The organism is Pectinatus sottacetonis (assembly GCF_015732155.1).
Classification (GTDB): domain Bacteria; phylum Bacillota; class Negativicutes; order Selenomonadales; family Selenomonadaceae; genus Pectinatus; species Pectinatus sottacetonis.
Window position 1 is genome coordinate 2041455 of the sequence record NZ_WIQK01000001.1, and the last position, 24907, is coordinate 2066361.

General features: G+C 32.4%; 22 protein-coding genes and 2 pseudogenes. 15 read left to right on the forward strand and 9 right to left on the reverse strand.

Annotated elements, in window-relative coordinates; all coding sequences use genetic code 11:
• Nucleotides 1-15: 15 nt before the first annotated feature.
• The 3 genes from I6760_RS09550 to I6760_RS09560 form a co-directional block, all read right to left on the reverse strand.
• Nucleotides 16-849, reverse strand: coding sequence for a transporter substrate-binding domain-containing protein (locus I6760_RS09550; RefSeq protein WP_196594210.1), 834 nt, complete (start codon nt 847-849; stop codon nt 16-18).
• Between the two features lie 55 nt (nt 850-904).
• On the reverse strand, nt 905-1588 hold the full coding sequence (locus tag I6760_RS09555) for an amino acid ABC transporter permease (protein ID WP_196594211.1): 684 nt from the start codon (nt 1586-1588) through the stop codon (nt 905-907).
• A 244-nt stretch (nt 1589-1832) separates the two neighbouring features.
• Nucleotides 1833-2555 carry an amino acid ABC transporter ATP-binding protein gene (locus I6760_RS09560; RefSeq protein WP_330997989.1) on the reverse strand — a complete coding sequence of 241 codons (723 nt, stop codon included), beginning with the start codon at nt 2553-2555 and terminating at the stop codon, nt 1833-1835.
• A 297-nt stretch (nt 2556-2852) separates the two neighbouring features.
• Between I6760_RS09560 and I6760_RS09565 the strand changes: the two genes are divergently transcribed.
• Both I6760_RS09565 and I6760_RS13070 read left to right on the forward strand, forming a co-directional pair.
• Nucleotides 2853-3776, forward strand: coding sequence for an AEC family transporter (locus I6760_RS09565; protein WP_196594213.1), 924 nt, complete (start codon nt 2853-2855; stop codon nt 3774-3776).
• 309 nt (nt 3777-4085) lie between these two features.
• Nucleotides 4086-4154, forward strand: coding sequence for a helix-turn-helix domain-containing protein (locus I6760_RS13070; RefSeq protein WP_407947316.1), 69 nt, complete (start codon nt 4086-4088; stop codon nt 4152-4154).
• Nucleotides 4155-4288: 134 nt separating this feature from the next.
• Here I6760_RS13070 and I6760_RS09575 read toward each other — a convergent pair whose 3' ends face one another.
• Genes I6760_RS09575 through I6760_RS09600 form a run of 6 tightly spaced genes read right to left on the reverse strand, consistent with a single transcriptional unit; the run spans nt 4289 to nt 10693 of the window.
• Nucleotides 4289-5761 (reverse strand): FGGY-family carbohydrate kinase, encoded by a 1473-nt coding sequence (locus tag I6760_RS09575; protein WP_196594214.1) that lies wholly within the window; start codon nt 5759-5761, stop codon nt 4289-4291.
• Nucleotides 5742-7109 carry a PTS galactitol transporter subunit IIC gene (locus I6760_RS09580; RefSeq protein ID WP_196594215.1) on the reverse strand — a complete coding sequence of 456 codons (1368 nt, stop codon included), beginning with the start codon at nt 7107-7109 and terminating at the stop codon, nt 5742-5744. The genes I6760_RS09575 and I6760_RS09580 overlap by 20 nt, the downstream gene beginning before the upstream one ends.
• Nucleotides 7110-7127: 18 nt before the next feature.
• A complete protein-coding gene (locus tag I6760_RS09585; RefSeq protein ID WP_196594216.1) occupies nt 7128-7412 on the reverse strand; it encodes a PTS sugar transporter subunit IIB in 285 nt (94 codons plus the stop codon).
• 13 nt (nt 7413-7425) lie between these two features.
• Nucleotides 7426-7887 carry a PTS sugar transporter subunit IIA gene (locus tag I6760_RS09590; protein ID WP_196594217.1) on the reverse strand — a complete coding sequence of 154 codons (462 nt, stop codon included), beginning with the start codon at nt 7885-7887 and terminating at the stop codon, nt 7426-7428.
• 14 nt (nt 7888-7901) lie between these two features.
• Nucleotides 7902-8729, reverse strand: coding sequence for a class II aldolase (locus I6760_RS09595; protein ID WP_196594218.1), 828 nt, complete (start codon nt 8727-8729; stop codon nt 7902-7904).
• Nucleotides 8730-8743: 14 nt separating this feature from the next.
• The gene (locus I6760_RS09600; protein WP_231036218.1) at nt 8744-10693 is read right to left on the reverse strand and encodes a BglG family transcription antiterminator; all 1950 of its coding nucleotides are present in this window, start codon (nt 10691-10693) and stop codon (nt 8744-8746) included.
• A gap of 289 nt (nt 10694-10982) precedes the next feature.
• Between I6760_RS09600 and I6760_RS09605 the strand changes: the two genes are divergently transcribed.
• From I6760_RS09605 to I6760_RS09665, 13 genes and pseudogenes are all read left to right on the forward strand, one after another.
• Nucleotides 10983-12611 carry a DUF4127 family protein gene (locus tag I6760_RS09605; protein WP_196594219.1) on the forward strand — a complete coding sequence of 543 codons (1629 nt, stop codon included), beginning with the start codon at nt 10983-10985 and terminating at the stop codon, nt 12609-12611.
• Between the two features lie 138 nt (nt 12612-12749).
• Nucleotides 12750-12944 carry an endonuclease domain-containing protein gene (locus tag I6760_RS09610; RefSeq protein WP_231036219.1) on the forward strand — a complete coding sequence of 65 codons (195 nt, stop codon included), beginning with the start codon at nt 12750-12752 and terminating at the stop codon, nt 12942-12944.
• A 581-nt stretch (nt 12945-13525) separates the two neighbouring features.
• Nucleotides 13526-13624 (forward strand): annotated as a pseudogene (locus I6760_RS13075) (zinc ribbon domain-containing protein); the annotation flags it as partial.
• A gap of 122 nt (nt 13625-13746) precedes the next feature.
• Nucleotides 13747-13911: pseudogene (locus I6760_RS13080) on the forward strand (DUF559 domain-containing protein); the annotation flags it as partial.
• Nucleotides 13912-14604: 693 nt separating this feature from the next.
• A complete protein-coding gene (locus I6760_RS09625; protein WP_196594220.1) occupies nt 14605-15669 on the forward strand; it encodes a CgeB family protein in 1065 nt (354 codons plus the stop codon).
• A gap of 295 nt (nt 15670-15964) precedes the next feature.
• On the forward strand, nt 15965-17425 hold the full coding sequence (gene wbaP / locus I6760_RS09630) for an undecaprenyl-phosphate galactose phosphotransferase WbaP (protein WP_196594221.1): 1461 nt from the start codon (nt 15965-15967) through the stop codon (nt 17423-17425).
• A gap of 21 nt (nt 17426-17446) precedes the next feature.
• The gene (locus I6760_RS12750; protein WP_330997961.1) at nt 17447-17653 is read left to right on the forward strand and encodes a sugar phosphate nucleotidyltransferase; all 207 of its coding nucleotides are present in this window, start codon (nt 17447-17449) and stop codon (nt 17651-17653) included.
• Between the two features lie 141 nt (nt 17654-17794).
• The gene (locus I6760_RS09640) at nt 17795-18529 is read left to right on the forward strand and encodes a polysaccharide biosynthesis/export family protein (RefSeq protein WP_330997962.1); all 735 of its coding nucleotides are present in this window, start codon (nt 17795-17797) and stop codon (nt 18527-18529) included.
• A 36-nt stretch (nt 18530-18565) separates the two neighbouring features.
• On the forward strand, nt 18566-19912 hold the full coding sequence (locus I6760_RS09645; RefSeq protein WP_196594222.1) for a GumC family protein: 1347 nt from the start codon (nt 18566-18568) through the stop codon (nt 19910-19912).
• A 2-nt stretch (nt 19913-19914) separates the two neighbouring features.
• Complete coding sequence (locus I6760_RS09650; RefSeq protein ID WP_196594223.1) at nt 19915-21057, forward strand: glycosyltransferase family 1 protein; 1143 nt, start codon at nt 19915-19917, stop codon at nt 21055-21057.
• Nucleotides 21032-21973 (forward strand): glycosyltransferase, encoded by a 942-nt coding sequence (locus tag I6760_RS09655; RefSeq protein ID WP_196594224.1) that lies wholly within the window; start codon nt 21032-21034, stop codon nt 21971-21973. Before I6760_RS09650 ends, I6760_RS09655 begins: the two co-directional genes overlap by 26 nt.
• Nucleotides 21974-22446: 473 nt before the next feature.
• Complete coding sequence (locus I6760_RS09660) at nt 22447-23436, forward strand: glycosyltransferase (protein ID WP_231036221.1); 990 nt, start codon at nt 22447-22449, stop codon at nt 23434-23436.
• 1 nt (nt 23437) lies between these two features.
• The gene (locus I6760_RS09665) at nt 23438-24694 is read left to right on the forward strand and encodes an oligosaccharide repeat unit polymerase (protein ID WP_196594226.1); all 1257 of its coding nucleotides are present in this window, start codon (nt 23438-23440) and stop codon (nt 24692-24694) included.
• Nucleotides 24695-24907 lie beyond the last annotated feature (213 nt).

Consider the following 24907-nt stretch of genomic DNA (forward strand, 5'->3'; position numbering starts at 1 on the left):
GATGATACACAGGAACTACTTTTGTGCATTGGAGATAGCTAACTTGCTGTATTCTTTAATCCATTTTTTGAAATTACCATTATCTTTATTTTCCTTGATAACTTCATTAATTATTTTTAACAGGTCTTCATTCCCCTTATTAATAGCGAGAGCAGTGTCTTTTTTATCATCCTTAAATACGGCATCACTGAATGCCAGAGAATCATTAGAAGTCAGGTACTGCTGGGCAACAATACTTTCAACAACAATACCAGCTATTTTCTTATTAGTAAGTTCAAGGACAAGACTAGGAACTTTATCCAGAGCAACTAAGCGGGAATCAGGCATTTCTGCTTTAGCTAATTTTGCCTGGGTAGTATTTTTTTCGGCGCCTATGGTTTTTCCCTTAAAATCAGCTAAGGTTTTTAAGCTGCCAGCATCCTCTTTCCTAATAAGAAGTTTTTGATGTGAAGTTAAATAAACATCAGAAAAATCAACAGTCTTTTTTCTTTCAGCTGTAGGATTGATTCCGGCAATAGCAAGATCTACCTTGCCTGCCTTCAAGGAAGATAGCAGCGCATCAAAACTCATATCTTCAATTTTTAATTTTACACCAAGTTTGTCAGCAATAGCTTTTGCTAAAGCCATATCTATACCGGTTACATGGTGATCACTGCTGGAAGTATCAACAAACTCATATGGTGGGTAGCCGGATGCAGTCCCAACAACAAGGACACCCTTTGCCTTAATAGATTTTAGCAGATCAGCCTTGGCAGACGATTGATTGCTGCTGCCACAGCCGGCAAACATCATTGCCGCAGCCATAACAGATAAAAAAACAGCGATTAATTTTTTAAAATTGAATTTCATAGATATCCTCCTCAAATTAACAGAACAAATTTATTTTAATATAATTAACGTACCATCAGGTACTTTTTCCCATATACTTTTCCATGTATCTTACACCGCAGGAAATAGTAAAAGTTATCACAAAGTAGATAGCGGCAACAATAAACAACGGCTGCATAGGCTGGAAACTTATGCCTTGGATAGTATTGGCTGTGTACATAAGGTCAGCCATTCCAATTACAGAAACCTGCGAAGAAGTTTTTATTATAGTAACAAATTCATTGCCAAGAGCAGGCAGAATATTTTTTATTGCCTGGGGTAAAACAACAAGCCGCATCGCAGAGGGACTATTGAATCCCAGAGAACGGGCAGCCTCCATCTGTCCTTTTTCTACTGACTGGATACCACTGCGGACTATTTCACAGATATATGCGGATGTATTTATTGTAAGGGCTAATATCCCAGAAGCAACCCTGTCGATACTTACACCACCTATATACATAGAAGGAAAGTTTATTCCCAGCATTGGTAGTCCAAAAAAAGCAATTGAAATTTGGACCAAAACGGGGGTGCCGCGGATCAGTTCCACATAAGCATTGGATATCCAGCGAAAAGCGCCTACCTTGCTTATTTTCATTAGTGCCAGAATAGTTCCGATTATAAGTCCGCCAATGATAGAGAAAAAGGAAATACTCACAGTCATTTTTGTACCAGCCCAGAACATATCACTGTACTTTAAAAACACATCTAAGATTGACATTACTCCACCTCACAAATTTCTGTATACAGAATCCCAAATTCCGTATACAATAACTAAATAAAAAAAAATAACAAATATATTTATTTCTGCATATACTGGTAAAATACTAATGACCCTTATCTGCCGTTAAAAAGGCGAAGAGTTAATGTAATTAAACTATTGTACAGTTAAATACTATATAAAAATTATAAAGACAGTATAATTTTGCAGCAGTGTTCATTTCTTAAAAATTAAAGTACATAAATTAAAGCACTTTTTTCAAGAAAGAACGGACTCGTTCGTGTTCACTATGATTAAAGACATGGTCGGGTGAGCCTTTTTCCACTATCCTGCCAGCATCCATAAAGACAACATCGGAAGCAACTTCACGGGTAAATCCCATTTCATGGCTGACGATAAGCATTGTCATACCTGACTTAGCCAGATCTTTCATAACCTGGAGTACTTCTCCAACCATTTCCGGGTCCAGAGCAGAAGTCGGTTCATCAAACAACATTACATTGGGATTCATAGCCAAGGCACGTGCTATTGCGATACGCTGTTTCTGTCCGCCGGATAACTGGCTGGGATAAGCATCTTTCTTATCAGCAAGGCCAACCTTGTTCAAAAGCTCCATTCCTGTTTCCTCTGCTTCCTTTTTGGATACTTTTAGTAAATTAATAGGAGCTAATGTAATATTTTCCATAACGGTAAGATGGGGAAACAAATTAAAATGCTGAAAAACCATGCCGATTTTCTGGCGAATTTTGTCAATGCTGGTTGAACCGTTGACGATAGATTGTCCATTATAGAAAATATCACCATTGTCAATACTTTCCAGTTGGTTGATGCAGCGCAGTAAAGTGCTTTTTCCGGCACCGGAAGGACCTATAATAGTAACGACTTCCCCTTTTTTTACCGAAAGCCCCACTTCTTTAAGAACTTTTATTTCTTTAAAAGTTTTAAAAACATTTTTTACATCAATAATCGGATCAGCTTCGTCATAACATGGAGCTGCTACTGCTGCTGCCTGCGTACTAAAAAGATTAAACATTTATATCCGCCCCTTCTTTTTTACAAATAAAAAATAAAAAGGCGCTCTGATAGTAAATATCAGAACGCCCTTGTTCATTTTGTTGTGATAAGTATACTATGCAAAAATACACTTGTCAACAATATTTTTACTAAAAAAATATTGATTTTAAAAATAAATGTTCTTGACAGCATAAGGGTTTATCAGTATTCTTTATTGTATACTGGATACAACAAAGGAGGACTCATATAAATGCCGCATATCGTAGATCAAATGATAGTACTTACCCTGCTTACATTACTGGGATTCGTTTGTTTTAAAACGGGAATAATGAATGAAATGGCCAACAAATACTTTTCCAAGTTAATAATCAGCATCATGTGTCCTGCCATCATAATAGATTCTGTTGTTAACATGCACCATGAAGAATCACAATCAACTGTACTGCTTGTTTTTGCTGCAGCCATAATACTGTATCTTATCCTGCCTATTTTGTCCAAAATATGCTGTAAGATATTCGGTGTAGAAACTTCGCAGGCAAAATTATATGAAGCCATGCTGGTGTTTTCCAATGTTGGATTTATGGGGATACCCGTTGTACAGGCTGTTTATGGCAATAGTGCCATATTTTACTTATCAATATTTATATTTGTTTATAACATGTTTGTATTTACTTATGGGACTTATCTCGTAAGTCAGGGAGCAACCGAGAGAAAATTCCTCATAAAAGATACATTTAACGCGGCAGTTATCGGTTCATTATTGGGAATAGTCCTCTATTTCCTGCACATAAAACCACCGGCAACTGTATGTACGGCCATTGGTATGATAGGACAAACAACTACACCGCTGGCCATGATAGTTATTGGCTCAACACTGGGCTCCACCCCTATAAAAACAATATTCAATGTGCGGAAACTTTACTTTATGAGCATAGTGAAATTATTACTGCTGCCCATAGCTGTAAGATTTATTTTTGCCCTTTTTATCCATGATCCCGTGATACTGGGAGTATGTGTTATCGTTGCCGGAATGCCTGTGGCCAGTAACCTTGTTATGCTTTGCAACCAATATGGCGGGGATAGTGCTTTATTGGCGAAAGGAAGTTTTATGACTACCGTATTATCAGTTTTTACTATACCATTGGTAGCGTGGTTTGCCATAATGCCCATGTAGCATTTTATCTATGACGGACATGTGAATTGTTATGCATTTAAAATTTGTGGCGAGAATTCCCCCACTTTTAAAGTGGCAGGATGAATCGCCATGGTCTTGATATTGTAAATATAATTTTCTCATATTATGATATTATCAGTCGAAATTATTAGAGAACTTTTATAATAAGAGAATCATATTATAATTAACATTCAGATTTTATGATGCATTACCATCTCGTTTCGGTTGTAAAATATCGTTGCAAGGTAACAAAAACTAATAGGAGGTAAGAATATGAATAAGGTATATAAATTCCGCGTATAGCCTAATATTGATCAGTTTACTATGTTAGCAAAGACTTTTGGTTGCATACGTTTTATCTATAATAAAAATGCTTAATTATAGAACTGAACATTATAAAAAAACTAAGCAAAGCCTGAAAAATACACTTACACAATATAAAACAGAATTTATTTCTCAAAAAGTTTGATAATCTTGTTTTGCTAATGCACAGTTAATAGTACAACGATAATTTATATATATTGTTTTTCTATATTTACCTTAAAGTCATAAATTTTTTTATATTTATTATATAAATTTTCAAAAAATGCAACTTTAGATTTATTAGGTAAATACTTTTTCATTTTTGTTGTTTCGACATTACAACCTTCAAAATAACATACTGCCCCATATGATACTGTCTCTGGAATATTAATGGCAATAATAGTTTTATTTAAAACATCAGCCTTTAATTGCAACCAAAATTCATTTTTTACTGCAGGCCCAATAACTTTAATAATATTAAAATTATTATTAAGATCATCAAAACAATTATATAAATTTTTTAATTCCAAGCATAATCCTACAGAAATATCAAATAAAATTTGATTACTTGATAGTTTATTTGTGAAACCATAATATAATCCCTTAGCGAAAACATTCTTTTCAGGAGAACCATTACCGCGTAAATGAGGAAAAAATAAATTGGCCTCATTTATAATAGGTGATCTTGCATATTCGATTTCTAATATTTTGAATGCACTAATTAAATTCTCATAATTATAATTAAATAATTTTTGAAAACTTTCGAAGCAAATTCCAGCACAAGGCAGTGATGCAAATAAAGTGTATTTTTTACTATCAATATAAATTCCATTAGAAAGTTTACTTTTGAATGAATGCTCATTGATTTTTATAGTATTACTTATAGATAGTAGAGCTTCAGTAGTTCCTGTAGAATTGAGTAATTCATTATTTTTTAGATCAACTGCAACAGACCCGGACATATGGTCATGTCCTGCTATATACACCTTACAATCAGATGAAAATTTTAAACATTTTTTCATTACATCGGAAACAATACCAACAGCAGAGTTATTAGGAATTATTTTAGGCATAATATCAGATGGAAGGGAAAATTTTTTTAGTAAAAAAGAAGACCATTGTTTATTTTTTATATCTAATAACATTGTTCTACTGGCAAGTGTATAATCCATCGTTTTTTTCTCAGTGAGAAGATATGCAATATAATTGGGAAGATTAAGCCATTTTACATTAATATTTGAATTAACAATAAATTTATCATATAACCATTTGATTTTAAATACGCTGTAATTACTATGAACAGGAAGGCCCGTAATGGTATATATTTCTTTAATATCAGTTTGTGATAATAAATCTAAATAATTTTCTCCTCTTTTATCATACCATGCTATCATGGGCCCGATTACATGCCCTGTTTTAGTTATTAATACGCCTGTTTCACCGACACTTGCGATAATTATTTTTTCTATAGTGTATAAATCACAAATATTAAACAGGATAATCTGTTTTTTTATTATTTCCCATAGTTTTATATAATTAAAATCTTCATCATTATTTTTTAAAATTTTTGGAGTATTAAATTTTTTTTGAATAACAAAATTTTTGCTATTTATTGAATACAATGATATCTTTGTGTTAGTTGAACCTATATCTAATACAAAATCAACTTTCATTTTTCCCATAAACATATCCTTTGGTCCATTTGTAAATGAAATATATAATAACAGCGATAACAGGAATTAATGCTATTGATAAAATATTTCCTTGGAATATTTTCATAATCCAGAAACGATAGGGATTTCCTCCATCTAAGAAACTAGAAACAAGGCCACTTGAATTAGGAGGAAAATTGAATTGGACATCCTTCGCCATATGTGTTACAAATGGAGCTATATTAGTCGCTATTAGTAAATCTCCAATCATACAAGGTATACTGATGATAATTGCTCTAAAAATATTTCCTTTAGTGGCCAAAACTATCATTGAAGCAAATACAGCTAAATTAGCTAAATCTCCCAGTGGAAGAACTTGATTTGCTGGGATAAGAAATGCGAATATAACAGCAAGTGGTGTTAACAGTAATGCTGTAGAAATTATTGCAGGACTGCCTATAGCTACAGCAATATCAAGCCCAATGTATAAATCTTTGCGGTTAGGGTATTTTTTATTGAGAAACTTCTTTATCGATTCTGATAATGGTAATAATCCTTCCATAAGAATTTTTACCATTCTAGGTAATATAAACATAACAGCACCTATGTTTATTCCTAAAATCAACGTATTTTTAAAATTATAACCGGCAAGAATTCCTACCATGATACCCAGAATAATACCAATAAGCATTGGTTCTCCAAAAACACCGAACTTTTTTTGTATGCTTTGTGGATCTATGTGTATTTTATTTATAACTGGTATTTTATCAATGATTTTATCTCCTAATAGTCCTATAGGGAAAAATACAGCAGATGATAAGGTGGGCAGTGATATACCTTCCAAACCAAAATACTTTTCTACCAAGGGAGCTGACCAATCCGCTAATTTGAATATCACTATAGCGGTTATACCAGCAGCTAAAAGACCTAACAAAAAACTATCGGTACTATAGTATACTAATGCACCAGCCAGTGCAAAATGCCAATAATTCCACATATCAACATCTACAGTTCTTGTTAAATTAAAGGCTAATAAAGCAATATTAATAAGGATAGTTAGTGGAATAACAAAAGCAGCTATGGGGGAACCCCATGTTATTGCCGCAAGAGGGGGCCATCCAAGATCGACTATAGGTAAATTTATGCCACTGTGTGTAACCATAGATTGGGCAGCAGGTCCAATATTATTGGTTAGAATACCAAAGATAGCATATATTCCGACAAATCCCATTCCTACAGTTAGTGATGATCTAAGTGCTATAGAAATTGGAATTCTAAAAAACATTGCAAGTATAAATAATACTAATGGCAACATAACTGTAGGACCAAAACTCAAGATATATTTTACAGTGTCAAGTAAAAATAAACTGAAATTCATAATAAACACCGCCCTTTTCTATTCGACTAAAATATCATAAATCTTTTTTAATGTATCTTCTTCACCAATTCCTGTTAAGAGATTTAATCCTCTGATTACTGGTATATCTAATTTATATGGAATATTAGTAGTGGAAATAATTAGATTTATACCATTACAGTTTTTAGGTACGCTAGCTACATTTGATTGATGGTACTCAATATCTAACCCTTTTTCTTTACAATACTGGGCAACTTTTTCTGCTACTACTGTAGATGTAGCAATTCCCGTTGCACATACAAATAATACATGTTTTTTTGCCATATAAATTCACTCCTTAAAATAAATTTTCGCTAATGCATTCAAATACGTCATTTTTTTTAGCTGTAGCAATTTTGGTTAATACTTTTTCTGAGCGGATCATATTCATAATCGCTTGCAGCATCCATAACTGCTTTTTATTTTCATTTAAAGCCAATAAAAATATTATCCTTGCGTCAATATAATCATTTTCACTTCCCATCACTTTAAATTTAATAGGTTCTTTTAAGACTCCTACGCTAATGGAATTTTTAATAACATATTGGGGTAAAGTATGTGGCAGTGCTACACCATATGGTTTTGTAGGTAATCCTGTTGGAAATTTTTTTTCCCGTTCAATTACGCCTGTTAAATAATCACTAGTAACAAAGTTATTATTTAATAATGGATTTGCTAATATGGTAAAAAGTTCTTTTTGGGTCTGTGCTTTAATATCTACGTTCAATAAATCTTTTATAAAAATTAAACTACCCTTCATGTAACATGCCCCTGTCAATTTAGTGCCAATATTTTTCGTTTACATTCATCATATACGGCAGATTTTGCATTTAAAGCTACTTTTATTAAGTTATGTTCCATATGGTTCTTTTCATAGGCTTGTCCATAGACCCTTACGACTTCTCGTCTTAGATCACTGGCAATATTAATTTTGCACACACCATATTTTTTAACTTCTTTTAAAATTTCAAATGGTATTCCAGAACCTCCATGTAATACCAAAGGAACAGAACTATTATGATAAATTTTATCTAGCAAATCAAAATCAATATGTGGTTTACTTTCTAATCCGTGTACATTACCAACGGATACAGCAAGCATATTGCATTTAGATTTTTTGATAAATTCTTTCACAAGTTTTGGATTGGTTTTATCATTTTTACCCTGAATATTATCTTCCTTGCCTGAAATGGCACCAAGTTCTGCTTCTACTGGAATATTGTAACAAGAACAATAATCTACAGCTTCAGCTACAATAGCTACATTTTCCTCAAAAGATTTAGCAGAACCATCTATCATTATTGAAGTGAATCCGGCTTTTACTGCTGCTTCAACATCTTCCATTGTCTTACCATGGTCTAAATGCAGGGCAAGTGGTGTTTTCATATCAATAGCAATTTTTTTAATAATATCTGCAATATAATCATATCCAGATAGTTTAACATTAGTGGGTGCAATTTGAATATAGTTGGGAATTGAGGTATCTTCTATAGCCTTTGTTATTCCAAAAGATGTTTCTATATTCGTTGTATTAAAAGCACAGGCAACGACTTTTTTTTCAAAAATTTTTTTTAAGAGTACAAAACCATTTACTAACGGCATAATAATTTTCTCCTTTATTTTTTTAAAATATTTATTAATTCTGTATAATTAGGATTTTTTAAGAACTTATTTGTGTAATTACCATGAATAAATTTTTGGTAAATATTTTTAAATACCGGTTCCCACACGCTATATAACTTTTTAGGAATACATAATAAAAAAACTATTTGAACATATGTTTTTTTCCATTTTATAGCTTCTTCCAGAACGCTTACAGCAACTGCTGCTTCCTTCATATCATTTTCTAGTGCATGGGGTACAGCCACAAAATTACCTATTTCAGTAGAAGACATATTTTCACGAACAAAAATTGATTTTTGGATATTTTTATCTATATATCCCTTTTCTATCATGACAGATGATATTTTACTAATAACTTCGTGTGTTGATTTAGCTTTAAAATTTGCGAAGAATAATTCTTGTTTGAAAAATTTTTCATAATCAATATGTTGTATATTTTTCCCGCCAGAAAGTTTTATTTCGATTCTTTCTAAATCATCTTTAGTCATTATCGGTTCAACTCGAATGATTTTATCCGTTTCTATATTGGGGATAGGCACTGTAGAAAAAATAAAATCAATGCTATTAATTAATTCTGGTGTAAGTTCATAGCAACTCATAACCTTTTTAATTTGTAATATTCCGCTGTAGCGCCGTTGCAGCTTGCTTTTAAGTAAAAGTGCTGTTGATAAACCAGTTCCACAAACGATAATGGCTGTTTTGCCTATTTCTTTATTAAGCTTATTACGTTCTAATGAGGCACCAAAATGAATAGCTAAAAATCCAATTTCATTTTCATTAGTTTTGACCTTTTTTTGTTCTTCAATAACTTCACTAGCAATAATTGCCATTTCAAAAGCTACTGGATAATTATTCTTTATAGGTATAAGAATCTCATTACGAATATTCATATTAAATTTCAATCGGTTTATAGCCGCAATTAAATGAATCATTAAACCAGAAATGAGTTCCCTGTCATCAAAAAGATTGAATCCAGTATTATTTTTAATGCGCTGTAGTATATTATTAATTAAAATTCTGGATTCATCACGGCTCTTAGATGATTCAATAAATTTTTGGCTGGCAATAAAGTGTTGCGTAAGATAATATACTTCATTATCAATATCTACGCCTAATTGTTGTTTTACGGCATAAAGTATTTCTGTTGAAGGATTGAAATAAGCAGATTGCTGGAGTTTTTGCTGTTCCTGTTTTGTATATTCTACAGTATTTTTGTTACTAGATCGTCGCATGGTTATAACAATATGAACAAGTAAATTTTTGAAAGCAACATCTGTTAGATGGATGTTATACTTCAAAATTACTTTCATAAGAATATGTTTTACTATTTCTATCTCTTCTTGAGGGAAAATATCATTAAAAAAATCATTATTATTTAAATTAAGTAAATCATCACGATTAAAAATATATTCTGATATACAATAACGTATTTGTGCTTCAGCACCATCTATTCTGACGCCGTTAAGTCTGTCAGTAACTAGTTTCAAGTTGAATCTTGACAAACTTTTTTTGATATCAGATAAGTATTTTTTTAGAGTTGATAGGCTTAAAAAAAGTTCATCAGCTAATTCTTCCTGATTAACAATTTTATTGTGAAGAGAATTTAGTAATATTCTAGCTATTATAAAGGAAATACGATCACTATAATCAAAAGGAACTATATTTACACCTTGATAATTTCCTGATAAATTTATACTATATTTTTCCTTCATCTGCATATATTTGCTATTATTTGAATTGTTAAGTTTATAACCGCTTCCCGCTTCTGCTATTACACTGGCATCAAATTGCTGTAGAAATACATTTAATTCTTTTATATCCCGTCTTACTGTACTGCGACTAATGCCAAGTGAACTAGCAATACATTCACCTGTCATAGAATATTTGCTTTGGTCTAATATTTCTAGTATTTTAATAATTCTTTTATTTTGTATACGCATCATCTTGCCTCTCTTGTATAATAAAATGATATTTTCCCTATGCCATTATTATATTTAATAAACACTGTTATATCTAGACATATAATGAACACAGCTGTGTTCATTTGTTTTTGCATAACAAGTGGTTGCAGCCTATAATTAAACTATAATATTGAAAACCAGTATCACTTCTGCTAACTAAATAAAAGGGTTTTTATCAAGTAAAGAAGAATATAGAAAATTGCCATTTATGATTTATATAATTAATGACAAAACTAACAATTTTATTTAGTAAAAATGAGGAGTGTAGAATTTGAAAATTATAAAATATTTTATAGTATTTATTGCCGTTTTTTGCAGTGCCGCTGTTAATGGTACTGCATTGGCTCAGTTTAACCAGACGATATTGTTTGTGCCGCATGATAACAGGCCGATATCATTTGAGCAGACTGCAAATAATATCAGAGCCTTGGGCTATAAAGTTATTACACCACCGGCAAATCTGCTTGGCAGCCGTGATGACTTGGGACATCCCGAAGCACTTGCCCAATGGGTAATGGATAATGCCGGTAAGGCAGATTTTGCTGTCTTATCATCGGATTCACTTGTTTATGGCAGCCTCGTTGCTTCACGAAAGCACAACATAGCAGCTCTGGTGCTGCATCAAAGGGCAGAATATGCTTTTTACGCCTTGCATAAAAAATATCCATATCTGCCGATATATGTTTTCAGCTCAATAATGCGTACACCGCAGACGAATGCTGCATCCTCTGAAGAACCAGCTTACTATCATATATATGGGACGATGATAGCACGGTATACGGCACTTGCTGATAAACAAGAAAAAGATGGGCTTACACATAAAGAAAAAAAAGAATTAGTACAACTAAAAAAAGATATTCCCTCATCGGATATTAATGACTGGCTTTCCCGCCGTGCCGGAAACTTTGCCGTAAACAAATATCTTATAGATTTAGCAAAAGACAAAGCTATAACTTATCTGGCACTGGGATGTGATGACAATGCTAAATACTCCCAGACAGATAAAGAACGCCGTGAACTGGATAAATACGGCCAAAGCATAAAAGGGGTAAACTATCAGTCAGTGGCAGGCATTGACGAAATTGGTATGATACTCCTGACACGGGCGGTGAACCAGATAAAGGGCGATATTCCTTTCGTCAGTGTACACTATGCTCCCGGCAAAGGAGCCGATACAATTCCCGCTTATTCCAATGAACCAATAAAGAATTCTGTAAAAACACATATCCGTATGGCCGATGGATTGGAAATTACCAATGACAAAAGAGCTGATATGGTATTGCTGCTGGACACTGATAAAAACGGTTTGACTTATGCTGCAAATGACCTGAATAATACCACTTTACCACGAGCAAATACAGTAGCATTTGCTGATATGGTAGGTAAATATCTTGCTCAGCATAAAAACACAGCAGTTGCCGATATTGACTTTGGCAATGGTGCAGATAATGCCCTTATGAATATAATGTGGCAGCGTGGCTATCTTGGTAAACTGGGAGCTTATGCTGGCTGGAATACGCCGACAAACAGCAGTGGGTATGCTATCAGCATGGGAATGCTTTCTTCCTATACAAACCAGGATAATATCATAAAAATGCTTGTACCAAGATATTTGGATGATTGGTTTTATCAGGCTAATATCCGTCAGGCAACGGCAAATAAGATGGATAGTTTTACCGGACAAGGAAATTATGGCGACACAAAAACACGTACAGTTCAGGCACAACAGTATGCTACTGTATTAATGCGTCAGGCAGTAAAAAAATATGGATTGGATAAACTTCCCGGACAGAAAAATTTGGATGAATTAAATGTTAAATTCCCGTGGCATCGTTTGTTTGAAGTAGCTGTTATTACACCAGTGAGTGAAAACAATAAAAAACCATCAAATAATAACTAATATATTTATTTTTATTGATGTGAAACAAGCGTGGTTTTCTGTACGCCCTTCTAAGGGCGGACAAAGGAACAATACTTTTTTTCTGTCGATTAAAAAAAATTCTGGCTGTAGACTAGATTATTAAAGGAGTTTTTTACATTGTTTTTATCGCAGAACAGACAATTGGCAAATAATGCAAGAAATTTACGGTGTAATATGACAAAGGAAGAGTGTCATCTATGGTTTGATTTTTTACGGAATTATCCAGTAAAATTTCTTCGCCAAAAAATTATTATGCACTATATTGTAGATTTTTATTGTGAAAAAGCACATTTAGTAATAGAAATTGATTAAATGGGAGCCGCACACTCGTGACTTCAGTCTGAGTTAGGCAACCAAACTAGTCAGTATGTATAGAAATATGCATATAGAGATTGGCAAAGACCAATCCAATACTGCCTGAAATGCTGGAAACTCCTAAAGACAGCATAGCCACAACGCTAAGATGAAACAAGCTCAAACGTGACGGCGACGAAAGTAAAAAAAATATGCTGTATGGTGCAAGGTTAAACCCTAAACACTAAGAAAATGGACAATCAGCAGGAAAGCTCCGAACAGGAGAATCCCCAACGACTATTCCTCTTGAGGGAAGTACAGCCAAGCGGCTGGAAGTGGGCAGACCTTAACGGATAATGCCGAAGGACAAGATATAGTCTGTGCTTTATGGAAACATAAAGGAGTTCATAAGAGAACCGCATGGGAAGCAGCGAGCCCGTGTGAACGACACCTCCCCCATACGACTAAAAAAGAACTTACGACTCTTATATATGTTACTGCAAAGAACTTGCTTTTCTAAAGCCTGCATGTTAAGTTTAAAATAATCAGGCAATAATCTTGTAAAGATAAAAAGAAAAGTGAGCAATCCCTAAAGAAAATGGGAATGTCCTAACTGTAAAGCCCAGCATGACAGAGATATAAATGCCGCCATAAACATTCGCAATGAAGGACTAAGAATATTAAACATAACAGCGTAATAACATATATAAGAACCGTAGGAACTACGGGGATAGCCTGTGGAGATAATGTAAGACGTGCTTTTGGCGCAACTATCTATGAAGCAGGAACCCCGCGACTTTAGTCGTGGGAGGTTCAGGGGAGTCAACATTATGAAGATAGTGCCATACAATATGATAATAAAAGGACAAAATGTATTGAATCTCTGGGAATAAAGGTTATTCGTTTTACCAATAATGACATTTGGAGAAATTTTACTGGTGTAAAGAAATGTATTCAGCAGTCTGTACTATCGCGATTATGCTAAAGATAGAAGGCAGAATGCAACCCACCACCGCTAAAACGGTTCCCCGCCCTTCTAAGGGCGGACAAAGGAACCATTGCTATTTATTCTTTATAAACAATAGTATTTGAAGACCTTCGTTGTAAAAAATGTATTCAGCAGTCTGTACTATCGTGATTATGCTAAAGATAGAAGGCAGAATGCAACCCACCACCGCTAAAGCGGTTCCCCGCCCTTCTAAGGGCGGACAAAGGAACCATTGCTATTTATTCTTTATAAACAATAGTATTTGAAGACCTTCGTTGTAAAAAATGTATTCAGCAGTCTGTACTATCGCGATTATGCTAAAGATAGAAGGCAGAATGCAACCCACCACCGCTAAAGCGGTTCCCCGCCCTTCTAAGGGCGGACAAAGGAGCCGTTGCTGTATTACGATACTAACAATAGTAAAATATGTATGGCTCCTTGCTATATAATAACGATGTTATAGCTTTTTTCTGCTTTTTTATTAATAATATTAAAATATTTATGGTCTTGTTATAATTAATTGTATATAATAATTATATGTTTTGCCAGCATGATCAATATTGTACAAAAGATTAGTTATAAGAGAAAAAAGGGGAATTTAACCAATGGATTTGGAAAAGAAATTAATGAAAAAACACATAATAAGTGTCAACGCAGTAAAATTATATCAAGGCAGGTTTTAATAATTATATGAAAATTTTACTTATTGGTGAGAAAGGAAGTTACACAGATTCATTTATTTATGCAGTAAAACAGCTTAAATGTGAATTGAATATATATTCTATAAATGATTTTTTTACATCAATGTCATTTTGGCAAAGAAAAATTTATTCTTTGGGCTGGAAGGATAAACTTTTTATAAAATTTGCTAAAAAACAAGAAAAAAGCATAAAATCGTTGTACGATAAAACAAAGCCCAATATAGTTTTTTTCTTAGGCGGTTGTATTGTTTCCCAAAAAACAGTAGATTATATGCGACAAGAAAGTAAAACAGCTATTTGGCTTATTGACAGTCTAAAGGAAAAACTGTTTTACAATGCAATATATCATAAATTGGCATGGTTCAATGTGATTTTTACATATGAAAAGGATGATGTGCATTTAATTCAAGAACGGTTTAAGAAGAAAACTGTATTTATCCCTGTAGGATATGATGAGCGTTTTTATAAGAAATGCAATACAGAACATAAAGATATAGATATATCTTTTGTCGGCGGACGCAGTGATTTAAGATTGAGTATATTGGAAAAAGCAGCAGAGTTTGCCTATAAAAATCGTTTGAAAATGTGTATTTATGGAATAACTATGGATCATGAATCCCGGCATTTTTGGAAAAAATATATTGAAAAAAGACGGTTTTTACATAAATATCCCTATTTAAGTAACTGTTTAGCAAATATCAGAAGGATTCCACCGCAAAAAACAGCTGAAGTTTATAGGAGTAGTAAAATAGTTCTCAATATAAACAGAACAGCATCCGCAGCAATAAACCCGCGTACTTTTGAAATAATGGCAACTAATTCCTTTGAATTAATGGATAGTAGGAAAGATTACTGCGGCATAGTAGAACCGGGTAGTAATATGGAAATATACAACGATGCTGAAGATATGGTAAATAAGCTGGATTATTATTTAAGATATGAAGAAAAAAGGAACGATATTGCTGAGGCCGGATATAATACAGTAAAAGAGAAGTATTCGATGAATCATATAGTTCAGGAAATATTCATTGAAATGAATGAAAAATTAAATTAATGAAGAATCAATAGAAAATAATAAATGAAATTTTGCTGATCTCTTATCAATGTGATTAAATATTGTTACTGGCATATTTATAGAGCATAAATTTTCTTTTTTGCTTAGTGTCTACTATTAAATGTGAATAAATTTATGCTTTATAATAATCAGCTTTAAAAATAAATATTTTTTTGCTTAATGCATTAAATTTTTAATACAAGTTTGTCTATTGAAGTGGCAATTTATGGGAAAGTTTGCTATCATATATACGTATATGCAATTATATTAAATAAAAACCACGAAAGAGATAACAATGAAATCTAATGATATAAGTACAAATATTACTAAGATGGATCATATAGCGTCATACCTTATACCTTTTTTATTATTAGCGATGGATTACCTGGCTATACTTGCAGCCCAGAAAGTTTCGATATTTCTGCGGCAGCATGTTGGCATATTTTCCGAGTATGCTGTTATGCCAAATGTTCCACCGCTATATTTTTATTTCCTTATACCGACAGTCTTTCTGGTATTTCTGCATAGTAAGGAAATTTATGTTAATCGGGCTCCATTTTGGGAAGTAATAGAAAAGGTTTTTCATGCCGTGATATGCAGCATTATGGTATGTATAACAGTGCTGTATTTTGGTCATATTGCTGGTGGTGTATCCCGTATTTACGTGGCAATACTCGGTATAATGTCATTCATCTTCCTGTGTACCTTCCGGTATATATTAAAAAAGATTCTTTTTAAGGCCAATATTTTACTGGAACCGGTTCTCATTATAGGAGCAGGTAAGACGGCAGAGCTTGTATTAAGGGAAATAGGTAATGACACAGGCTTTGGGGCAAAAGTTGTCGGCTTCCTTGATGATGCCCCTGTATCAGCAATACTGCCAGCAAAATATCCCGTCCTTGGTGGTTTTGCTGATGCGGAAAAAATAATAAAGCAGACAAAAGTAAAGACAGTTATTATTGCGGCTCCCGGACTGGGAAAAAACAAGCTGCTTGATATGATAAACAGAGTCCAGCCATTGGTAAAAAATCTTTCCTTTGTACCTGACCTTATAGGCACACCCATAGGTAATGTTGAGATACAGCGTTTTTATAATGCTCGGCTTATGATGCTTAAAATGAAAAACAATATGTCAAGACAATATAATCGTTATTTGAAGAGACTCTTTGATATAGTAGTTGGTGGTATGATTTTTCTCGTACTTATTCCCTTTTTAGTTATAATTGGTTTTTTTATTAAAATTGATTCACAGGGAAAGATATTTTATAATGCAAAAAGAATTGGGAAAAATAATAAAGAGTTTATCTGTTATAAATTTCGTACTATGTTTAATGATTCCGATAAAATTTTAACAAAATATATGGAAACGCATCCTCAGGCTGCCAAAGAGTGGAAGGTTTATAAGAAAATAAAATACAATGATCCACGAATAACTAAAATTGGCAGGAGCCTGCGCAAGTTTAGTATTGATGAATTGCCACAGATAATAAATGTAATAAAAGGAGATATGAGTCTTGTTGGGCCACGACCCTATCTGCCACGGGAAAGAAAAGAAATGGGAAATTATTTGGATACTATAGTAAAAAATATGCCGGGAATAACAGGTCTTTGGCAGGTAAGCGGTAGAAATGAGATAGCTTTTGCTGACAGATTAAAGATGGATGTATGGTATATTCAAAATTGGTCTATATGGATAGATATGGTATTGCTTTATAAAACAATAATAATGGTGCTTTTACGAAAGGGCGCCTATTAAAAATAATGAGGTCGTGTAAATATGAAAGTCATAATTTTAGCTGGTGGCGGAGGCACAAGGCTTTTCCCACTTTCCCGCAATGATAATCCCAAGCAGTTTTTAGCAATAGACTGTAAAAATAGTTTATTCCTCAGTGATAAACATATTATAGCCGGTGTCGATGTAAGCAATCTGATCATGGTGGAAAAAGATAATATTATAATGGTGACACAGCGTGGCAGCAGCTAAAAAGTAAAAAAACTGGTTGAACAAATGAAAAACATTTAATATAAGCAGATAATTTCATTATCGGGCAGGATTCCTGTTTGTTTTTTAGAATTTATATATATGTTATTTTGCAATAAATGAAACTTATTTAAATAAAGGAGCGTGTTTCCCATAGTTAAGAGAATACTTATTGCCCTTGCGGTTGCATTCTACATATCAGGCATGTCTATTGCTCCAGCACTGGCGGCAGCTGCTGATGATGCCCCCATAGAAATAATTCCCGGTGGTGATTTCAAAATAGCCAGTCTTAATACTGATCATTTGATAACGCAGTATCATCTTGCTAAATATGATGTAATAAACATTATGGTAGTAGGATTTCCTGACGGTATCGGTGTCAATGATATAACCATCGGTCCGGATGGCTATGTGCAGCTCCCCTATGCCGGAGCAGTCAAGCTGGCAGGTCTTACTATACCGCAGGCAACAAGACTGCTTACGCAGAAACTCGGGGAATATATAAAGATTCCCAGTATGTCGATTATCATCAAAAGCTATGGTCCGCGCAAAGTCTATGTAATGGGAGATGTAAAAGACCCTGGGATTAAGGAGATGCCGATAGATTCACTTAATGTATTTGCGGCGCTTTCTGCTGCCGGCGGGGTTACCAACCGCGGCCGTATAAAGCATATACAGGTACTGCGTAGTATAGATGGAACCATGTATTATAAAGAAGTAAACATGCATGATTATGTGAAGAAACATGATATGAAGCAGAATTTGGCACTACAGGATGGGGATATTGTCTATGTACCGGATTCCAACAAGATCGTATTCAGTGAAGATATCCTGCCATATATCAGCATGTACGGATTATATAAAAATCTTACAGATTAAAATTTTGTTATAAATTAAAAATAGGGAGATTACTCGATGGAAAAAGAAGAGTCAATTGACTTACGGATACTGGGAAATATAATATGGCAGAAAAAAAAGATGGTGTCATTAATCATTATTATTTGTACACTGTTGGCACTGATACTGGCATTTGTTCTGCCGAAAACATATGAATCAACTACATTAGTACAAACTCGTACTAGTGGTGTAAATGCTGCTTCCAGTACAGCTACTGCAGCAGCTGCTGCTTTGGGAATAAGTGGTAATATGGATTCACCGACCTTGGGTTATATAGAAATGATGAAAAGCCGCACGGTACTTGATCCGATAATTGCCAAGCTGGATATGCCGAAAGAAAAAAAAGCGGAATTGACAGCAAAAGATTTTGCTAAGAAAAGCCTTGATATCCAGAATACTAAGGGAACAGATCTTATTACTGTCATGGCAAAGGGACGGACACCGCAGGAAGCACAGCAAATATCCAAGGAAGTAGTGGATAATTTCCTCCTCCTTATGACGAAGATGAATAAACAGACACAGTCCCTTATTGTTACGTTCCTTTCCGGGCGTATTGACCAGGCCAAGAAGGACTCTGATGATGCGGCACAGAAATTGGAAGATTTCAGTAAACAAACAAAAGTATATGGACCGGATGACCAGGCTAAGGCGGTGTTGGAACAATTAGCTGCATTTGATAAAACTATCGGAGAAATGGAAGTACAGCGGCAGAGTGCGCAGGCGCAGCTGGACAGTACAAGTGCGCAGCTCAAAAAGCAGAATGCCAATGCCCGGGAATATAATGTATCGGATAATAAAAATGTCCTGAATCTGCGCGATAGTATTGTAGCAAAAGAAGTAGAGCTTGTAGGTCTGCGCCAGAAATATACTGATAAACATCCTAGCGTTATAGCAGCCCAAAATGAGCTGGCAAAACTGCGCCAGAGTTTGAATAGTGAAGTTGCTAGTGAAGTATCGGCAGGGACAACAACATTGAGTCCATTGCAATCTACATTGGCACAGGGAAAAGCCCAGGCTCAGGTTAATATTGCTGTAGCCAATGCCAGCGAAGCGGCAGTTAAACAATTGGAAAAGAAAGCAGAAGGCAGTATGAGCAGTCTTTCAGATAATATTTTGCAGTATACAAAGCTCAAAAGAGATGCTGATATAAAGAACGAAGTATATCTCAATCTCGTTAAAAGCTGTGAACAGGCCAAGATACAGCAAGCGATGCAGAGCATGGATATCCAGGTGGTAGATCCTGCTAATCTGCCCAAGAAACCATCAGCACCAAGAAAATTATTAATTACTATTGCAGGATTTATCATTGGTATGATAGGAATATTTGCTTATAGTATGTTTTTGTATATGAAATTGGAAAAATAAATATGGATGATAATATAAACAAAAAACAACCTATAAGAGTTTTGCAAATAATCGGTGTAGTTTGTGGTGGCGGTGTAGAAGCTGTCATCATGAATTACTATCGAAATATTGATAGAAATAAAATACAATTTGATTTTATTATTGATGGTTATGAAAAATCCCTTCTTGATGATGAAATAGAGTCATTAGGAGGAAAAGTTTATAAAGTAGAGCCATATAGCAAAAATATTTTTAAATACATTTATCAAATTTATAGAATTATAAAAGAAAATAATTATCAAATCATTCATTCTAATATGAATACATTATCGGTATTTTCGCTTTTTGCAGCATGGTTGGCAGGTGCAAAAATTCGTATAATACATAATCATTCTACGGCGGTAAAAAGTGAAAAAATGAGATCACTCTTGAAATATATTCTGCGTCCTTTTAATACTATTTTTGCTAATAAATATTTAGCATGCTCAAGAGTAGCAGGCAAATGGATGTTTGGTCAAAAAGCTGTCAAAACTGGGAAAATAAAGATAATTAATAATGCAATAAATATAGATAAGTTTATTTATAACGAAAATTTGAGGCAGCAATTACGCAAAGAATTGGATATAAAAGAGGATACTTTAGTAATAGGGCATGTTGGGCGATTTATGTATCAAAAAAATCATGATTTTCTTATAGAGGTTTTTAATAAAATATATGAGCAAGACAATAATTCTATTTTATTGCTTATTGGTGATGGTCCTTTAAAGCAAACAATAAAAAATAAAATAGAAAAGTATGGTCTTGGTAATAGTGTGAAATTTTTAGGAGTCCGCAAAGATGTGAATAAATTATATAATGTGATGGATATATTTTTATTTCCATCACATTATGAGGGATTAGGAATGGTTGGCGTTGAAGCTCAGATAAATGGATTACATTGTTTAGTGGCCGACAATATTCCAAGCGAAATAAAAATTTCTGATAAAATAAAGTTTTTGCCTATTAGTGACAGTAATTTATGGGCAAGTGAGATATTAAAGATAGAGTTACAGGCAGATAATCGAAAAATTGATTTAAGCGTAGCAAAAACTCGCTTTGATATAGCAGAAGAAAGTAAGTCATATGAAAATTTCATAAAGTGTGGGGCAACAAGCAATGATTCCTAAAGTTCAAGTTTTTTTATCAACATATAATGGTGATAAATATTTAAGTCAGCAATTAGATAGTTTAATTAATCAAAGTAATGTGGAGGTTTCAATTTTAATTCGTGATGACGGGTCTACAGATGGAACACTTTCTATTTTACAATCATATAAAAAAATATATGATTGTGTGGATTTTTATTGCGGTAATAATGAAGGTTATGCTAAAAGTTTTTTACATTTGTTGACACAAAATGTAAAGGCTGATTATTTTGCATTTTGTGATCAGGATGATGTTTGGTTACCAGAAAAATTATCTCATGGCATAAAGAAAATACGAGAAAATATTACTGTTAAAAATAAAAAAAAACCTGTGTTATATGCAACTGCATTGAAAAGGGTAGATGAAAATTTGAATTTTTTAAGTATGCAAAGATTTAAAAAATTGAATTTATCATTAGGAGCTGAATTTACTAGGCATAGATTGGCTGGCTGTACTTTTATATTTAATAGTTCATTGTATTTATTACTACAGAAGGCCTATTCTGTTCAAGAATTAGTTTGTTCACATGATAGATTAGCTACAATATTATGCCTTAGTGCGGGCGGAAAAGTGATTTTTGATAATAATTCGTATATTTTGTTTAGAAGACATAGTACAAATGCTTCCGTAGATGGAGTGGTATTTGTAAGGAAAATCTTAAAAAGATTTAATTATTTTATGATTAATAGTGGTAAAGATCATAGATTAGCTGAAACTGTATTTAAATATTGGAGAGATTTTATTGATAAAAAAAATTATAAAATTTTTTGTGATATAATTTCTTATAAAAAAAATATAAAGAGAAGATTATGCTTATCAATTTCAAAAGAAATAGATTGTGGTTTTTGGTATTATAATATATTTATACGTTTAATGATATTAATAAAAAAATTTTAAGGTGATTTGTGTTTATCCATATTTGCCTAGAGTTGGTTCTGAAAGTTTGTATTGTGAAATAAAATTTCAAATCTCCTGAATTGTATAGTATAAAGCTGCTAGGCTGAAGACGGTTTTCCTTAATGGAGGATCTTTTACTGCAAAGTATTGTGAAAAAATTGGAGAGAATATGTTTCTAAAGAACTTATAATGTGATATACGGGGTAGAATATATCACATGTTGATTATAAGATTCGATAATCGTAATATATTATTATTACTTAGATATGTTTATTAGTTAGTTTCTATCAGATGGGTGTTAAAAATATTGCTATATGGAACTATAGCAAATGGATTCTGAAATCAATTTTAAAACCTTCAAAATGAAAATTAATAGGTCATTGAGATAGAAGCTTTATTTAACATAATTTATTAATGTTGGTATTAAAATCATAACATGATATCCTAACGAGCTATCATACTTATGAAAGGAAATGTTTATAGTGATATCTTTAGTTTTAGCTACTTATAATGGTGAGAAATTTATACGTAAACAGCTGGAGTCATTAATAATGCAGACAAAACAGTTTGATGAGGTTTTGATATGTGATGATTGTTCAACTGATAAAACTGTTTCTATTATAAAAAAAATTATATATGATAATAAATTAGACAATTGGGTATTGTATACAAATAAAAAAAACAAAGGATGGCAGCAAAATTTTTTAGATATAATGTATTTGGCTCATGGTGAAATAATATTTTATTGTGATCAAGATGATATTTGGTTTGATAATAAAGTTGAGGTTATGGTAAATAGCTTTAATAATAATAATAATATATTATGTTTATCAAGTCGATATTTATCAATTGATAGTGAAGGGAAGAAAATAGAATACAGAATAGATAAAAAATCAAATGATACGGGTTTAGTAAAGAAAATAGATATAGAAAATAAAATGTTCTTCAATACTCCATCTGGCTGTACAATAGCATTTAAAAGAAAACTACTAAACTATATTGATCGTAATTATACAGATGTTTTATTGGATAGGGAACTATGTAGAATTGCAGGAATTATAAATGGATTTTATGATCTTGATTTGTCATTAATGTTTCATAGGTTCCATTTGAATAATCAAACTATAAATATAAACAAGTTAAAGATTGCTGTGGGCATAGATAATTTGGATGTTAGAATAAAAATTTTGAAACAAGATATATTGAGTTTAAAAAAATCCAAAAAAATTTTAGAAGAAAATAATGTAGAAAAAAATTTAGTAAGGAATATTGATTTAGTAAATAAATTTTTAAATAAGAGATTACAATTTTTAACTAATAATTGTAATTTTATAGTTATGTTAACGTTAAATCGAAATTTACTAAAGGGGGCTTATCAAATTATAATAGGCGATATTTGTTATAAATATAATATTAATAGATTTGCTTCCTATTTGTATAGGCTTTTTATAGGTGGATTATAAAATGAAAAATGGAATATCATTTTCTACTATTATATTGTGGATGATAGTTATTTTTGTTTCTACATTTATTTTGTGGCCAGATATTGTAAAAGGGATTGTATGTTTTTGTGTTGTTTTGGGAGCAGTTCTTTTTTTCTTGTTTTCCTGTAAAAATATTAGTTGCTTAGAGGTAAAAATATATGCTTTTTTTATGATATATTATATATATATCATATTGAATGGAATAATATTTTATGATACAATAGAAAAATTTGTATATGGGATATATCAATATATTTTCTATTCATGTGTGATGTTTGCAGCGTTGTACGTACTACCAAGAGTTAATTTGAAAAAGGTTTTATATTATATTACGATTATAGGTGTTTTGACATCGATAGTTGCATTATATGAGTTTTGTACAGGGAAATATATATTTGTTGCTTTTAATGATTTAGTCAATATGAATCATGGGAATGGTTCGTTTGTAGATGGAGAAACAGTATATAGAGCAGTATCTCTTTCAGTATCTCCATTGTCATTAGGAGTTGATTGTGGAATTTATGGAATAACAAATTATTATTTGTGGTTTCTAAAACATGAAAAAAAATATATAATATTTTTTTTCATTAACATAATGGGATTATATGCATCTTACTCAAGAGGTCCTTGGGTTGCGTTCATTATAGCATTCAGTTTTTATACTATTTTAAATAAATTGGGGGACAGAATTACATTCAGAAAAATTTTAAAAATTTTAAGATCATTTGTTTTGATTTTGTTAATAATAGCAACATGTATTTATTTTTTTAGAGATAATTATTATATAGGTTTATTTATAAATAGAATTTTTAGTATAATAATATGGAATGATAGTACTACAACAATAAGTCCTAATATGCTAAGATTTTATTATTGGCTAAATGCAATTAGTATTTTTACCAAAAATTATATTAATTTTCTTTTTGGAATTGGGATAGGAAGTACTGGGGGATCAGCTTTTGCAATAACAGTTACCGAAAGCGGAATTTTAAAGCGCTTAGTTGAGGGGGGAATAATATTATTCATTATACATTATTATATAATTTATTTAATAATGAAGGCTGGAATAAAATATAAAGGTGTAAATAGACCAAAAGTTATATATGCATTGTCAGTGATGATGTTAATTTTAACTGATGATGTAACAGAGCAGATCACAGAAAGTGTTGATATAAGTATGATCTTTTGGTTTATATGTGCAGTTATTTTGTTTTTTATAAGAAAATATAAAAAGTAGTAGTATTAGAAAGTAATAATGCATTTTTTTAAGCTCAATATTATCTCCTTAATGGGTGCTTTGCTTATGGTATATGATTTTATACGTCGAAAATTCAGTGTTAAAGTAAATTTTTAGTGGATATTGGAACTTTTAAAATGAGAAAAATATCTAAAAATGTCCCTTTTCTCGAGTTGTAGAATAAAATAGGTATTATAATAAATAGAAATGGGG